The following is a 14,774-nucleotide window of genomic DNA, read 5'->3' on the forward strand; positions in this document are numbered from 1 at the left end:
GGCTCCCGCCCACCCTCCTTCGCACCGCCGTCCTCCCCCTCATCACCCTCGCCGGCCCCACCCGCGCCGCCGTCCCCGCCCGGCGACACCGGCACCGCCGCGCCCCCGAACTCCGCCACCGGCCGCCCCTCCAGCGCCGCCGCCGTGTACTGCCCCCAGACCAGCGCCGGAAAGCCCCCGCCACTGATCCGCTCCTGCCCCGCCACCCCGTACAGCGACCGCTGCTCACCCGACGCGGAGTCCTGCCCGAACACCGCCACCACCGTCGCCAACTCCGGCGTGAACCCGGCGAACCACGCCGCCCGGTCCTCCTCCGCCGTCCCCGTCTTCCCCGCCGCCGGACGCCCCGCCGACCCCGCCGCCGTCCCCGTACCCGACTCCACCACCCCGCGCAGCAGCGCCGTCACCCCCTCCGCCACCTCCGCCGACACCGCCCGCCGCCCGGCCGGCTCCGGCAACGGCACCGGCTCCCCGTCCCGGCTCACCTCCCGCACCAGCACCGCCTCCCGGAACACCCCCTGCCGGGCCAGCGCCGCGTACACCTGCGCCACATCCACCGTGCTCGGCGTCGCCGTCCCCAGCGACACCGACCCCCGCGCCTCCGCCAGCCCCGGCACCTCCTCCGGAATCCCCAGCGCCACCGCCGTCTCCCGCACCCGGTCCGCCCCCACGTCCTCACCCAGCTGCGCGAACACCGCGTTCACCGACCGGTCCATCGCCTCCGCCACCGTCAGGAGGCCGTAATCCCGCCCGCCCTCGTTCTGCGGCGCCCACCCCGTGTCCGCACCGTCCCGGCCCACCACCGGCCGGCCACTGCGCCCGTCGTACACCGTCTCCGGACCGATCCGCTCCCCGTCCACCGTCTCCGCACCGTGCTCCAGCGCCGCCGCGTACACGATCGGCTTGAACGTCGACGCCGCCTGATAGTCGCGGCGCGTCGCGTTGTTGACGAACTGCTCCGTGTAATCCCGCCCCCCGTACATCGCCACCACCTCGCCCGACGCCACCTCCACCGACGTCGCCCCCACCCGCGCATAACTGTCCGGCGGCCCACTCCCCAGACCCGCCAGCACCTGCTCCTCCACCGCCCGCGTCAGCGCCTCCTGCCGCACCGGATCGATCGTCGTCGTGATCCGGTACCCGCCCGCCGCCAGCTCGTCCTCCCCCAGAACCCCCCGCCCGGCCAGCTCGCCCCGCACCGCCTCCACCAGATAACCCCGCTCACCCGACAGCAGATCCGGCGGCTCGTACGGACCCGGCCGCGGAAACTCCAGCGCCTCCCGCTCCCCGGCCGCCAGCCACCCCTGCGACACCATGCCGTCCAGCACGTACTCCCACCGCGCCACCGCCCGGCCCGCACTCCCCGGATCCGCCACCACGTCGTACGCGCTCGGCGCCTGCAACAGCGCCGCCAGATAAGCACCCTCGGCCACACCCAGCTCGCCCACGTCCTTGCCGTAGTACGCCTGGGCCGCCGCCTGCACCCCGTACGCGTTGCGGCCGAAATAGCTGGTGTTCAGATAACCCTGAAGGATCTCCTCCTTGCTCAGCTCCCGCCCCAGCTTCACCGCGATGAACAACTCCCTGACCTTGCGCGTCACCGTCTGCCGCTGATCCAGGTAGTAGTTCTTCACATACTGCTGCGTGATCGTCGAACCCGACTGCCGCCCCCCACCGCGCAGCATGTTCCACCCCGCCCGCACCATCGCCGACAGATCCACCGGCGACGCGTCGAAGAAATCCCGGTCCTCCGCCGCCAGCACCGCGTACCGCACCGGCTCCGGAACCTCCTCCAGCGCCACATTCGCCCGGTTCACCTCACCGACCGCCGCGATCTGCGAACCGTCCGCGTACAGATACACATTCGCCTGCGCCGCCGCCGCCGACTTCGGCTCCGGAATCTCCACCAGCAGATAGCCCGCCACCAGCGCCCCCACGGACAACACCACCCCCGCGACCCCCACCCCCAGCACCATCCGCCACGAAGGCACCAGCCGCCACACCCCACCACGGCGCGGCCGGCGCACCCCCGCACTCCTGGCCGGCCACCGCGGCCATCGGTCATCGCCCATGGGGCACACTGTCGCAACCCGCCCCCGGCACGCCCCCCGCACACCACCCGGTACGCCCCCCGGCTCCCCCGAACGGCCCTGCACCCCGCCCCGCCCCACCCGGCCCGGCCACGCGACCCGGCACCCCTACGCCGGCGCCGGCACCCCCGCCTCCAGCACCCCCGGATCCACGGCCCCCGCCATCGCCTCGAACTTCGCGTCCGTCGGATGCAGCCCATCACCCGAGTCGAACACCGGCAACAGCCGCGACGGACGCACCGGATCACGCAACGCCGCGTCCAGATCGACCAGCCCGTCGAACACCTCACCCGACCGCAGCCGCTCGTTCACCGCCTGCCGCACCGCCTCCAGCTCCGGCGACCACGCGTAATGCCCCTCGAACGGCATCAGCGTCGCCCCCACCACCCGCAGCCCGGCCGCACGCCCCTCCACCGCCAACCGGTCCAGCCCCGCCGTGATCCGCTCCGCATCCAGCTCCCGCGGCTCCCGCAGAATGTCATTGATCCCCAACTGCACGATCAGCACCTCCGCGCCCTCCTGGCGCAGCACATCACTGTGCAGCCGGCTCAACCCGCTCGGCCCGTTGTACGACCGCCCCGGCGGACTGTCCCGCAACAGCCGGTTGCCACTGATCCCCAGATTCAGCACCGGCCGCCCCTCCAGCCGCGCCGCCAGGAAATCCGTCCACCGGTGACCCGCACCGGGCGTCGCCGTGATCCCGTCCGTCAGCGAATCACCCAGCACCACCACCGCCCCCCGCGGAGCGGGCGAGAACACCTGCACCCCCGTCAGATAACGCCAGTGCTCGGACACCGCCGTGTACACCACCCCCGCCTCGTCCCGGGTGTGCTCCCCACGCGCCGCGAAATTCACCTCCCGCGCATGCCGGTGATACGTCACAGGACCCGAAGGCCCCGGCGCGTACACCGACACCAGCAACCGGTCCGCCGGCTCCACCGCCAACCCCACCGCGTCACTCAGCACCACACCCCCCACCGGTATCGTCACCGCACTGCGGCCCCCGAACGCCAGCGGCACCACCGACCCCGCCACCGCCTCCGGACCCCCGCCCGCCGCCAGCCCCACCGACGCCCGGGTGAACGTCACCGGCTGACTGCCGTACCGGTTCGACAACTCCACCCGCACCGCCGAACCCCCGGCCGACACCTGCACCGCGTTCCGCAGCGACTGCCCGCCCAGACCGTCCCGCGTCCCCGGCTCCGCCCCCGTCGGCGCCGCCGACCAGGCACTCACCCACGCCCCCTGCGCCGCCGGCACCACCGCCCCCGGCGGCCCCGGAGCCGGCCGCAGCCCCCGCCCGTCACCCCCCGGCATCCCCGCCAGCACCGCCGAAACGATCACCAGCACCGCCACCACCCCGGCCGCCGCCCACGCAGGACCACGCCGCACACCCACCGCTCCCACACCCACCCGCCCATGATCCCACGACCCGACGACAGGGGCTCGTCCGTTCGAATCGCCCCACCCCCGACAATGGGGGACATGAGCTTCACCGCAGCAGATGTGGCGAAACAACGCTCCCTGCGCCGCATGAAGGGAGTGGCCACCGGACTGCTGGTGGCCGTGGCCGTCGTCTACGCGCTCGCCACCTGGGCCGAACACCGCGGCGCCGGCGCCTGGGCCGGCTACGTCGCCGCCGCCGCCGAAGCCGGCATGGTCGGCGCCCTCGCCGACTGGTTCGCCGTCACCGCCCTCTTCCGCCACCCCCTCGGCCTGCCCATCCCGCACACCGCCATCATCCCCACCAAGAAAGACCAGCTCGGCCAGTCCCTCGGCGACTTCGTCGGCGACAACTTCCTCGCCGAGGACGTCGTCCGCGGCAAACTCCGCTCCCTCGGCCTCTCCCGGCGCGCCGGCACCTGGCTCGCCCGCCCCGAGAACACCGACCGCGTCACCGCCGAACTGGCCACCGCCCTCCGCGGCGGACTCACCGTCCTGCGCGACGCCGACGTCCAGGCCGTCATAGGCGAAGCCATCACCCGCCAGGTCGGCGCCCGCGAGATCTCCCCCCACCTCGGCGACCTCCTCGACCGCACCGTCACCGCCGGAGCCCACCACCGCCTCGTCGACCTCGTCTGCGCCCGCGCCCACGACTGGCTCGTCCTGCACCGCGACTCCGTCCTGGAAGCCGTCGAAGGCGGCGCCCCCGGCTGGACCCCCCGCTTCGTCGACCGCCGCATCGGCGAACGCGTCTACCGCGAACTGCTCCGCTTCGTCACCGAGATGCGCGACAGCCCCGACCACCCCGCACGCGGCGCCCTCGACCGCTTCCTCACCGACTTCGCCCAGCAGCTCAAGGACGACCCGGACACCCGCGCCCGCGTGGAACGCCTCAAAACCGACCTGCTGAACCGCCCCGAGGTCCAGGACCTCATCGCCTCCGCCTGGTCCGCGGTCCGCGCCATGATCCTCACGGCCGCCGAGGACGAGAACAGCGCCCTGCGCCGGCGCGCCCGCGCCGCCCTGCTCTCCCTCGGCCACCGGCTGTCCACCGACGACCGCCTCGGCGGCAAACTCGACGGCTGGGCCACCGACGCGGCACTGCACGTCGTCTCCGGCTACCGCACCGAGATCACCTCCCTGATCAGCGACACGGTCGCCTCCTGGGACGCCCGCACCACCTCCCGCAAGATCGAACTCCACATCGGCCGCGACCTCCAGTTCATCCGCCTGAACGGCACGATCATCGGCTCCCTGGCCGGACTGACGATCCACACGGTGACGCAGCTGTTCACCTGACCGGCGTAACCGGCCGGCGCCCCGCTCGTTGATCCGTGCGAGAACGCGACAGACGAACGAGGGGGCGCGCATGGCCGGCCCGTACACCCGGGAACGGCTCGCCGAAGCGGCGGCGGGCGCGGCGACCCTGACCGAGGCGATCACCGCGCTCGGCGCCGACCCCCGGAGCGCGACGCGGCGCTATCTGCGCGAACGGATGCGGGCCCTGGACATCGACACCTCGCACTTCGCCCCGGAAGGCCGCCGCTGGAGCACGGAGACGCTGACCGAGGCGGTAGCGGCCTCCCGGACCATGGGCGAGGTCCTGGACCGGCTCGGCGTCCCCCGGGTGGGCGGTCAGCACACCCACCTCAGCCGCCGGATCAAGGCGCTGGGGATCGACACGTCCCACTTCACCGGGCGGGCGGACGCCGGCTCGGCCCGGACCCGCAGGACCGGCCAGGCGCTCCTGACCCGTCAGGAGCCCGGCGCCCGCCGGATCCCCGGGGCACGGCTCCGCCGGGCCATGCTGCGCGCCGGGGTCGAGGACCGCTGTTCCGGCTGCGGGATCCCGCCCTGGTGGCGAGGGCAGCCGCTCCGGCTGGAGGTGGATCACCGGGACGGCGACCGGAGCAACAACTGTCCGGAGAATCTCCGGCTGCTGTGCCCGAACTGCCATGCGGCGACCGACACCTACCGTGGCAGGGGCAAGCGGGCACGATGACCGGGACGAGGTACTCGCCGGAACTGCTCGCGGAAGCGGCCCGACGCTGCTCCGGCCTGGACGAGGTGATCGCCTTCCTGGCGGTGCGGCCCTATCCGAATCTGCGCCCGTATCTGCTGCGCCGTTTCGCCCACTTCGGCATCGACATCACGCATTTCCGTCCCGGCGACGGCCGTCGGCGGACCGGCCGCCCGGAGCCCACACCGGCCGAGTGGGCGGAAGCCGTCCGCGCGTCGCGATCCGTCGCGGGTGTCCTCCGGCGCCTGGGCCTGCCCGACACCACCGCTGCGCGGGCTCGCTTCCGCGCGACGGTCGCCGCGCTGGGGTGCGATACCGCGCATTTCCTGGGCCAGGCACATCAGCGCGGGCGGCCCAGCCCGCGCGCGCTGACCGCCGAGGCCATCCTGGTCGAGGGATCCGGTGAGCGGCGCACGAGGACCCATCTGCTGCGCCGGGCTCTCGCCGAGATCGGCCGGGCGGAGCAGTGCGCCGGCTGCGGAACGGGCCCGCGCTGGCACGGCAGGCCGATGACCCTGGAAGTGGACCACATCAACGGGAACTGGGCCGACAACCGGGCGGAGAACCTCCGGCTGCTGTGCCCGAACTGCCATGCCATCACCAGCACATGGTGCCGTGGCGGACGGCCGGGGAAGCGGACGGGGGAGAAGCCGCCGCCCGCAAACCGCGGCGGGTGACCTGCTGTTCCGCCACCGCCCGGGTCCGCTCGGGCACCCCCGGCCGGACGGTCCGTGTACCTCCCGGGCCGGAGACTGGTGGTGGGCCGTATCTGTAGGATGACGGCGCGGGTCCGTACCCCAGCTGGCCAGAGGGCGCCGGTTTAGGTCCGGTGTGTCGTGGGTTCGAGTCCCACCGGGCCCACCCTGGCAGGCGCTCACGGCCCGGCTCCTTGCGAGCCGGGCCGCCGCCGATTCCGGGGTCGATCCGGGCGATCCGGTGATCGTCCCGCTAGCGTGTGAGGGTAGTGCTTTCCCTGATGCGCTGGAGGATCGACCATGGCAACCACCCGTGTCGCGACGACCCGTTGGGCCGGCTCTCTCATGGAGGGGTCCGGGACCGTCGCCCTGGAGTCCTCGGGGGTCGGGACGTTCGACGTCAACTGGCCCTCGCGGGCCGAGACGCCGAACGGGCGGACCTCTCCGGAGGAGCTGATCGCCGCCGCGCACTCCTCGTGCTTCTCCATGGCCCTCTCGCACGGCCTGGCCGGCGCCGGTACCCCGCCGGAGACCGTGGACACCCAGGCGTCCGTCACCTTCCAGCCCGGTGAGGGCATCACCGGCATCGTGCTGAGCGTCAAGGCCCGGGTGCCCGGGCTGTCCGCGGACGGTTTCCAGGAAGCTGCCCGGACCGCCAAGGAGAACTGCCCGGTCAGCAAGGCGCTCGCCGGGGTCACCATCACCCTGGAGGCGGAACTGCTCGACTGAGCGCGGCGCGTATGGCCCCGGCACCCTGCGGGGTGCCGGGGCCGCCGTACGCTGGGCGGTGGTCCGTTTCCCCGCACGAGAGGTGTCCGCCGATGGCCAGCGTGGTGAAGATCAACGTCCTGACCGTTCCCGCCGAGCAGCGCGAGGAACTGGAGCGCCGGTTCGCCTCGCGCGCCGGTGCGGTGGAGGGGCAGGACGGTTTCGAGTGGTTCGAGCTGCTGCGGCCGGTGGAGGGGACGGACACCTATCTGGTGTACACCCGGTGGCGCAGCGAGGAGGACTTCCAGAACTGGATGCGCGGGTCCATGCGGCAGGCGCACGGGGGTTCCGGTGGGGAGGGCCGCAAGCCGGCCGCGTCGGGTTCCGAGCTGTGGTCCTTCGAGGTGGTGCAGCAGGCGGCTCCGGTGAGTGGTGAGCGTCCGGCCTGATGTGCGGGTGCGCCGGTGCGGGGCCGGTGGGCTGAGTGCGGCGGGCTGGGTACGGGTGGCCTGGGGGCCGGGGTGTTCAGGGGTGGGTGGCGACGGCGTCGGCGAGTGTGCCGAGGGCGGCTTTGATCCGGTCGGGGTCGAACGCGCGGTGCCGCAGCTGGTGGTCGATCAGGCTGGGGGCGAGGGGGGCGAGCAGGGCGTCCGCGAGGGCGTCGGTGTCGGCGTCCGGCCGCAGTGTGCGCAGCAGGGCGCCGATGTGGGTGTGCTGGGCGGTGTAGGGGGTGCTGGTGTAGCGGGCGTGGGGGTCGCTGGCCTCGGCGAGCAGCAGGAGTTCGCGCTGTTCGACGACGAGGTCGACGAGGGCGTGCAGGAAGGCGCGGAGCCGCTGGTCCGGGGGTGCGCCGGGGCCGAGTGGGGGCGGTCCTTCGTCGAGTTGGGCGCGGAAGCGCTGTTCGCGGTCTTCCAGGAGGGCGAAGACGAGGCCCGCGCGGTCGCCGAAGCGGCGGTAGACGGTGCCCACGCCGACGTCGGCGGCTTTGGCGACGGTGTCGAGGGACAGCTGTGCCGCGCCGTGCTGGGCCGTGATCCGCTGGGCGGCGTCGAGGATTTTCCGGCGGTTGCGTGCGGCGTCGGCGCGTTCGGCGGGGGCTGCGGGCATGCCGGTGAGCATACGTCGGCGGGTGGGGACTTGATATCCGGAGAGCTTTCCGGTGAGCTTCCCGGGGCAAGAACCGGAATACTTTCCGCTTCGTTCCTGGAGGGTGACCATGAGCACACCGCCGGGCACCACATCCCCCGACCGCTGGGGGGTCGTCATCGCCGCCGGCCTCGCCGTCTTCCTCGCCCAGCTGGACGCCTCGGTCGTCACCGTCGCCCTGCCCGTCATCGGCGAGGACCTCTCCGCGCGCACCGCCGTCGTCCAGTGGGTCACCCTCGGCTACGTGGCCCCGCTCATCGCCCTGAGCCTGTGCGCGGGCCGCTGGGCCGACACCGCCGACCCGCGCCGCGCCCTCACCTTCGCGACCGTGCACTTCGCCGCGTGGAGCATCGCCTGCGGCCTCGCCCCCGGCGCCGGCTGGCTCATCGCCGCCCGCGTCCTCCAGGGCTGCGCCGCCGTCGTCATGATGTCGCTGACCCCCGTCCTGGTCACCACCGCCGTACGCCCCGGGGCCCGCGCCCGCGCGTTCGGCCTCGTCATGCTCTCCGGCACGCTCGGCGCGATGGCCGGGCCCCTGACCGGCGGCCGGCTCGTCGACGCCTTCGGCTGGCCCTGGATCTTCTACCTCAACCTCCCTGTCGTCGCCGTCGTCCTGGTCCTGACCATGTGCCAACTGCCGCTGGGCGAACGGCTCCCCGCGCCCCGCCGCGCCTGGCTCACCGAGGCGGCCACGCTCGGGGCGGGCGCCCTCGCCCTGCTGCTCGGCCTCACCCTGGCCGTGGACACCGCCGCCCCCTGGGCCGCGCTCGGCCTGCTCGCCGTGCCGCTCGGAGCCGGGTGGGCCCGCCGCCCCGAAGGCCGCCCGGTCCGTGAACTCCTCGCCCGCCCCGGTGTCGCCGGACCGCACACTGTCCTGCTGCTGGGCTATCTCGCCCTGTTCACCGTCATGTTCACGGTGCCGTTCCTGCTCCAGGACACCCTGGGCGCCACCCCGAGCGACACCGGCCGGGTCATGCTCGCCATGGCCGTGGCCACCGGTGTCGCCGGGCTGCTCGGCGGACGCGCGGCCGACCGGCTGCGTCCCCGGCCGGTCGCGCTGGCCGGCGCACTGTGCATCACCCTCGCCCTCGCCTCGCTCGTCCTCGTGCGCGACAGCTGGGGCCCCGCCGACCTGGGCTGGCGGCTCGCCCTGATGGGCACCGGGTTCGGCCTCCTCAACGGCCAGCTCCAGGTGCTCGCCGTGAACGCCACCCCGCCCGGCCGCCTCGGCACCACGGCCGGTACCACCAACCTGGCCCGCCAGCTCGGCCTGGCCCTGGGCACCGCCTGCGGCGCAGCCTGGTGGGCCGGCGCCACCACCGGGGCCGGCGCCGTACGGTCGGCGGCCCTCACTTCGACCGCGCTCGCCCTCGTCGCGCTGACCGTCCTGGCCCGTACCGCCGCCCCCGCGCCACGGGCCCACCTGCACCGGCCCGCCGCCGAACCCGCCGCCGAACCCGGACCCGCCGCCGCCCCCGATCCCGGACAGCGCGGAAGGAGGTCACCGCGATGAACACCCTCCGGCACGACCCGGCGCCCGCCACCCCGGACGCCGGGGCGGAGAAGGGACGGAGCCGACGCGGCCGGTGACGGCCGCCGGTCAGACCCGTCCGCTACAGCGCCAGCGACAGCAGCGCCGGGCCGGCCTTGCGGTTGAGCGTCTCGGCCGCCTGCCGCAGCCGGTGCGCCTCGCCCACCGGCAGGGACAGCGCCAGGGTGCCGACCGTCGCCCCGGCGGTCAGCGGTACGGCCGCGCACAGCGTGCCCACCGCGTACTCCTGGAGGTCCAGCACCGGCATGGTGGCCGGCTGCCGTTCCAGGGAGGAGAGCAGGACCTGGGCGTCGGTGATGGTGCGGGAGGTGAGCCGGGCGGCCCGGTGGCGGGCGAAGTGGTCCTGCCGCCCGTCGTGGTCGAGCTGGCTGAGCAGGCACTTGCCGATGGCCGTGGCGTGCGCGGCCGAGCGGAAGTCGACCCACTGGTGCACCGGCGGCGTCTCCGGGGACTCCGAGACGTGCGGCACCTCCAGTTCGCCGTCCCGGTACAGGCCGATGTAGACGGCCGCCCCGAGGCTGACGCGCAGGTCGTCCAGCGCCTCGCGCAGCTTGTCGTGGCGCACCCGTTCCCGGTCGCCGCCCCGGCTGAGCAGGATCAGCGCGTCCCCGGGCAGGTACGCGCCGTCGGGCAGCCGGTGCACGTATCCCTCGCGGCCGAGCATCAGCAGCAGATGGGAGAGCTGGCCGGGCGGGAGGTCGACGTGCCGGGCGATCTCGTTCTCCGGGATGCCGTCGGAGTGAGCCGCGATGGTCTCCAGCAGGCGCAGTGCGTACTGCACGGAGTGAAACGGGGCGGTCAGCCCGGGTGTGATCGCCACTTCGTCCTCCTGGAGGGGGAGTTGTGCCAGCTCCGGACCCAGGGTAGCGACGTTGGGGCTTGCGGGGAGGCGGTCCGGCACAAGTGGGGTGCCCGGTGCCGGACCGTGCCCCGGTTCACAGCACGGTGCTCAGGAACTCCCGGGTGCGGTCGTGCTCGGGGTCGCTGAAGATCTTCTCGGGGGAGCCCGATTCGACGATCTTTCCCTTGTCGAACATCAGCACCCGGTCGGAGATGTCCCGGGCGAAGCTCATCTCGTGCGTCACACAGATCATGGTGATGTCGGTGCTGTGCGCGATGTCGCTCAGGACGTCCAGGACGCCGGCCACCAGCTCCGGGTCGAGGGCGGAGGTGACCTCGTCCAGGAGCAGCACCTGCGGGCGCATGGCCAGGGCGCGGGCGATGGCCACCCGCTGCTGCTGGCCGCCGGAGAGCTGGCTGGGGTACTTGTCGAGGTGCTCGCTGAGCCCGACGAGTTCGATGAGGTCCTTGGCGCGCTGGGCCGCCTCGTCCTTGTCCAGGCCGAGGACGTGGACCGGCGCCTCCATGACGTTGCGCTGGACCTTCATGTTGGGGAAGAGGTTGAACTGCTGGAAGACCATGCCGATCTTCTTGCGGACCTCGCGGGTGTGCCGCTCGCCGGCCCGTACGAGTTTGCCGTTCTTCTCTTCGTGGGTGAGCAGGTCGCCGTCGACGGTGATGGTGCCCTCGTCGGGTTTCAGCAGCGTCATCAGCAGCCGCAGGATCGTGGTCTTGCCGGATCCGGAGGGGCCGATGAGGGTGACGTGCTTGTTGGTGGCGACGGAGAAGTCGAGTTCGTCGAGGACGGTCACCTCGCCGAAGCGTTTGGTGACCTTGTCGAAGCGGACGAGTTCGGAGCCGTTGGCGCGGCTGCTGTCGTTGGTCATGGGTGTTGGGGTCTTCCCGTGCGATCGGATCAGGAGGTGAGCGCGAGCCGGCGTTCGAGGGCGCGGATCAGCAGGGAGGCCGGGTAGGCGATCACCAGGAACGCGATACCGACGATCGTGTACGCCTCCGAGGTGAAGGTGGCGTTGCTGAAGCTGCGGGCCTCGCCGAGCATTTCGAGGGCGCCGATGACCGCGATCATGGGCGAGTCCTTGAGCATGGCGATGACGTAGTTGCCCAGCGCCGGTACGACGCGGCGGATGGCCTGCGGCAGGATGACGGCGGTCCAGGTGCGGACGCGCGGCATGCTGAGCGCGGTGGCCGCTTCCCACTGGCCGGCGGGGACGCCGCCGATGCCGGAGCGGTACACCTCGGCGGTGTACGTGGAGTAGTGCAGCCCCAGGCCGACGATGCCGGTGGTCAGCGCGGACATGGACGGACCCCACTCGGGCACCACGAAGTACAGGAAGAACAACTGCACGAGGAGGGGGGTGTTGCGGATGAACTCGGTGACCGCGCTGACGGGCCAGCGGATGAACGCGAAACGCGACCGTTGCGCTATCGCCCACACCAGGCCCAGGGAGAAGGCGATCAGGGTCCCCAGCGCGAGCGCCTGCAGGGTGACCAGCACGCCGTCCCAGAAGAGCGGCATGAAGTCGGAGACGACCTCCCAGCTCCAGCTCATCGGGCACCTCCCGTGGTGGTCGCGGAGGCGGTGGCCTTGGACCGCCGGAAGGTGAGCGGGTCGGCCTGGCCGACGCCGGCCTTGGCGACGCGTTCGACGACCCGCATGCCGCGGGTGAGGACGAAGGCCATCGCGAAGTACAGGACCAGCAGGAGGGTGTACACGGGTGCGCTCTCATTGCTGCCGAGCCGGACCAGGTTGCCGGCGTAGGTCATGTCGGCGACGCCGATGACGGAGACCAGCGCGGTGCCCTTGAGCAGCTCGATCAGCAGGTTGTTGAACGGCGGGACCATCTCGGGCCACGCCTGTGGGATCTCGATCCGGCGCAGCCGCTGGGCCCTGGAGAAGCCGAGCGCGACCCCCGCTTCGCGCTGGGCGACGGGCACGGCGGCGAGTGCGCCGCGTACCACTTCGGAGCCGTAGGCGCCGTAGGTGAGGCCGAGCGCCAGGACTCCGGCGTACATCGGCACCAGCTGCCACTGGAGGATCAGCGGCAGCGAGAACGCCAGCCAGAACAGCATGACCAGCGCGGACATGCCGCGGAAGATCTCGAAGTACGCGCCGGCCAGGAAACGGACGATCCACAGCCGTGAGGTGCGCAGGGTGCCGATGGTGAAGGCCACCAGGGCGGCGAGCGCGGCGCTGTAGACGGTCACCTGGATGGTGATCCAGATGCCGGGGAGAAAGTAATTGTGGAACATGCCGGAGGTCATCATCAGCAAAGCTCCTCGGCGGTGAGGTCCGTCATTTCCGCTTCGGTGAATCCGAAGGGACGGACGATCTCGAGCAGCTCGCCGCTGTCCTTCAGTTTGTGCAGTTCCACATTGAAGGCGTCGCGGAAATTCTTCTCGGAACGGCGGAACGCGAATCCGCCGGCGCCGTAGGCGGGCTCTCCGTCCACGTAGGGCTGGAACGGTTCGGTGGCCTCGGCGCGGGAGGAATTCTTGACGACGCCGGTCACGGTGACGTTCGTCCCCGCGAAGGCGGCGGCCCGGCCCTGGACGACGGCGTCGAGGCCGGCGACCTGGTCGGGGAGGATCAGCAGCCGGTTCTGCGGTACCCCGGCGGCCAGCGCGTAGTCGATCTCGGCGTAGGCGGTGCCGGTGGCGAGGACGAGGCCCTGTTCGGCGATGTCCTCGTAGCGCTGGATGTTGTACGGGTTGCCGGTGGGCACGATGAACGAGTCCAGCATGAGGTAGTCCGGGTCCGAGAAGAGGACCTGGGCGCACCGGGTGGGGTTGATGTACATCCCGGCGGACACCACGTCGAACTGCTGGGCCTTGAGCCCGGGGATGAGCGCGCCGAATTCGACGGGCACCGGGGTCACCTTGTCGATCCCGAGCCGGTCGAAGATCACCTTGGCGATGGCCGGGGCCTCGCCGTCGGGCTGGCCGTCCTCGTTGATGTAGCCGAACGGCGGCTCACTGGCGATGCCGACCTTGACGGACCCGCGGGAGCGCAGCCGCTCCAGCAGATCGCCGCCTTCGACGTTGCCCTCCGGGGGGACCCTGCTGCACGCGGCGGCCAGGGATCCGAAGGCGCCGAAGGCGGCGGCACCGGCGAGGAGTGATCGCCGGCTGATGCCGTTTGACGTCCGTCTTTCGGAAGGTGTCGATTTTGTCCGTTGTGGTGGAGCCATGGCGGCGCGGCTACCCAGCCTCAACGAACTTATGCGGCTCCTTTCAGGTCACGATCCGGACTCAGGACCGCCGCCGCCACAGCAGCCAGCCCACGGATCCGGTGGCGAGAACGGCGGCGCCGGTGCCGAGCATCCAGGGCAGCGGGCTGGCGTTGTCGCTGGTGGCGGCGGGTTCGGCCTCCGGGCCGGGGGCGGGTTCGGCGTCGGGGGTGGGGTCGGCGTCGGGGGTGGGTGCGGGGGTGGCGGGCGGATCGAGTGCGGCTTCCCAGTCCCGGAAGACGGGCGGGCTGTCGGGGTCGCCGGGGTCACCTTCTCCGTCGAGGACGACGCGGTCGGGGCGGACGATGCCGTAGCCGGTGTAGTCATCCCGTCGCTGGTCGTCGGGCCGCTCGGCGGTGTTGAGCATGACGCGCAGGACCTGGTTCTTGGTCCAGTCGGGATGCCGTGCCCAGATCAGCGCGGCGGACGCGGAGGCGAGGGCGGTGGCGGAGCTGGTGCCGCCTTCGTCCTGGATGCAGGCTGGGCCGGTGAGGTCGCCGCAGTGCCTGGGAACATCGTCCCCGGGGGCGGCGAGGGTCACCTGCGGACCGTAGGTGGAGTAGGGGGACCGCTCGCCGTTGCTGTCCACGGCGCCGACACCCACGACACCGGGGAGAGAGACGGGGTCTTCCAGGTGATTGGTTGTGTCCCCTGCATTTCCTGCGCTTGCGAAGACGAGTACATCGTGGCGTGCGGCAAGGGCGACGGCCTCCGACAACTCGTCGTGCGGCATAGTGCCGCCTTGGGAAATATTGATAATCTTGGCCCCCGATTCAATGGCGTGGATTATCCCCTCGGCGAAGCGCTCCGTTCCGCCGAGAGAAACCCCTCCAAGAGTGACGCGAATCGGCAGGATTTCCGCTCCCGGGGCGAGTCCTTGAATTCCGTTACCTTCTCCGGTTCCGGCGATGAGGGCGGCCATGTCGGTGCCGTGCCCACCGGTGTCGATGTGGGCGCCTTGGGGGTCGGCGGTGAGGTCGGTGCCGTCGAGGACTTGTCCTTGGAGTTCGGGGAGGCTGGAGTCGACTCCGG

Annotated in this window: 15 protein-coding genes and 1 tRNA gene; 7 read left to right on the forward strand and 9 right to left on the reverse strand. The window is 72.2% G+C overall.

Translation table 11 applies throughout. The features are described 5' to 3' along the window. Both ACFV5N_RS14815 and ACFV5N_RS14820 read right to left on the reverse strand, forming a co-directional pair. On the reverse strand, positions 1 to 2,072 hold a 2,072-nt coding region (locus ACFV5N_RS14815; RefSeq protein WP_385598935.1), incomplete at its 3' end, for a transglycosylase domain-containing protein. 126 nt (positions 2,073 to 2,198) lie between these two features. Beyond that, positions 2,199 to 3,440 (reverse strand): SGNH/GDSL hydrolase family protein, encoded by a 1,242-nt coding sequence (locus ACFV5N_RS14820; RefSeq protein WP_385598970.1) that lies wholly within the window; start codon positions 3,438 to 3,440, stop codon positions 2,199 to 2,201. 69 nt (positions 3,441 to 3,509) lie between these two features. On the opposite strand from ACFV5N_RS14820, the gene ACFV5N_RS14825 reads away from it, so the two are divergent. From ACFV5N_RS14825 to ACFV5N_RS14850, 6 genes are all read left to right on the forward strand, one after another. Next, positions 3,510 to 4,832 carry a DUF445 domain-containing protein gene (locus ACFV5N_RS14825; RefSeq protein ID WP_385598938.1) on the forward strand — a complete coding sequence of 441 codons (1,323 nt, stop codon included), beginning with the start codon at positions 3,510 to 3,512 and terminating at the stop codon, positions 4,830 to 4,832. Between the two features lie 70 nt (positions 4,833 to 4,902). Continuing rightward, positions 4,903 to 5,535, forward strand: a complete 633-nt coding sequence (locus ACFV5N_RS14830) for an HNH endonuclease signature motif containing protein (RefSeq protein WP_385598941.1) — start codon at positions 4,903 to 4,905, stop codon at positions 5,533 to 5,535. After that, complete coding sequence (locus ACFV5N_RS14835) at positions 5,532 to 6,230, forward strand: HNH endonuclease (RefSeq protein WP_385598943.1); 699 nt, start codon at positions 5,532 to 5,534, stop codon at positions 6,228 to 6,230. The genes ACFV5N_RS14830 and ACFV5N_RS14835 overlap by 4 nt, the downstream gene beginning before the upstream one ends. A gap of 109 nt (positions 6,231 to 6,339) precedes the next feature. Further along, positions 6,340 to 6,414 (forward strand) — tRNA-Leu (locus ACFV5N_RS14840). Positions 6,415 to 6,548: 134 nt separating this feature from the next. After that, positions 6,549 to 6,977, forward strand: a complete 429-nt coding sequence (locus ACFV5N_RS14845) for an OsmC family protein (protein WP_385598946.1) — start codon at positions 6,549 to 6,551, stop codon at positions 6,975 to 6,977. Positions 6,978 to 7,069: 92 nt separating this feature from the next. Then, on the forward strand, positions 7,070 to 7,405 hold the full coding sequence (locus ACFV5N_RS14850) for an antibiotic biosynthesis monooxygenase family protein (protein ID WP_385598948.1): 336 nt from the start codon (positions 7,070 to 7,072) through the stop codon (positions 7,403 to 7,405). A 76-nt stretch (positions 7,406 to 7,481) separates the two neighbouring features. On the opposite strand, the gene ACFV5N_RS14855 is transcribed toward ACFV5N_RS14850, so the two are convergent. Further along, on the reverse strand, positions 7,482 to 8,063 hold the full coding sequence (locus ACFV5N_RS14855; RefSeq protein ID WP_385598951.1) for a TetR/AcrR family transcriptional regulator: 582 nt from the start codon (positions 8,061 to 8,063) through the stop codon (positions 7,482 to 7,484). Between the two features lie 109 nt (positions 8,064 to 8,172). Here ACFV5N_RS14855 and ACFV5N_RS14860 point away from each other — a divergent pair, with 109 nt between their 5' ends. Next, on the forward strand, positions 8,173 to 9,615 hold the full coding sequence (locus ACFV5N_RS14860; RefSeq protein WP_385598954.1) for an MFS transporter: 1,443 nt from the start codon (positions 8,173 to 8,175) through the stop codon (positions 9,613 to 9,615). Positions 9,616 to 9,715: 100 nt separating this feature from the next. Here ACFV5N_RS14860 and ACFV5N_RS14865 read toward each other — a convergent pair whose 3' ends face one another. The 6 genes from ACFV5N_RS14865 to ACFV5N_RS14890 form a co-directional block, all read right to left on the reverse strand. Next, positions 9,716 to 10,474 (reverse strand): IclR family transcriptional regulator, encoded by a 759-nt coding sequence (locus tag ACFV5N_RS14865; RefSeq protein ID WP_385598957.1) that lies wholly within the window; start codon positions 10,472 to 10,474, stop codon positions 9,716 to 9,718. 115 nt (positions 10,475 to 10,589) lie between these two features. Continuing rightward, entirely contained in the window at positions 10,590 to 11,381 is a 792-nt protein-coding gene (ehuA, locus tag ACFV5N_RS14870) for an ectoine/hydroxyectoine ABC transporter ATP-binding protein EhuA (protein WP_385598959.1), read from the reverse strand. A 29-nt stretch (positions 11,382 to 11,410) separates the two neighbouring features. Beyond that, positions 11,411 to 12,064, reverse strand: coding sequence for an ectoine/hydroxyectoine ABC transporter permease subunit EhuD (gene ehuD, locus ACFV5N_RS14875; protein ID WP_385598962.1), 654 nt, complete (start codon positions 12,062 to 12,064; stop codon positions 11,411 to 11,413). Further along, positions 12,061 to 12,780 carry an ectoine/hydroxyectoine ABC transporter permease subunit EhuC gene (gene ehuC / locus ACFV5N_RS14880; protein ID WP_385598964.1) on the reverse strand — a complete coding sequence of 240 codons (720 nt, stop codon included), beginning with the start codon at positions 12,778 to 12,780 and terminating at the stop codon, positions 12,061 to 12,063. The genes ehuD and ehuC overlap by 4 nt, the downstream gene beginning before the upstream one ends. Next, positions 12,780 to 13,703: an ectoine/hydroxyectoine ABC transporter substrate-binding protein EhuB gene (ehuB, locus tag ACFV5N_RS14885; RefSeq protein WP_385598967.1), complete on the reverse strand. Its 924-nt coding sequence runs from the start codon at positions 13,701 to 13,703 to the stop codon at positions 12,780 to 12,782. Before ehuB ends, ehuC begins: the two co-directional genes overlap by 1 nt. 61 nt (positions 13,704 to 13,764) lie before the next feature. Continuing rightward, on the reverse strand, positions 13,765 to 14,691 hold the full coding sequence (locus ACFV5N_RS14890) for a S8 family serine peptidase (protein ID WP_385598973.1): 927 nt from the start codon (positions 14,689 to 14,691) through the stop codon (positions 13,765 to 13,767). Positions 14,692 to 14,774 lie beyond the last annotated feature (83 nt).

Origin of the sequence: Streptomyces sp. NPDC059853, from assembly GCF_042731495.1 — a bacterium.
Lineage (GTDB): Bacteria > Actinomycetota > Actinomycetes > Streptomycetales > Streptomycetaceae > Streptomyces.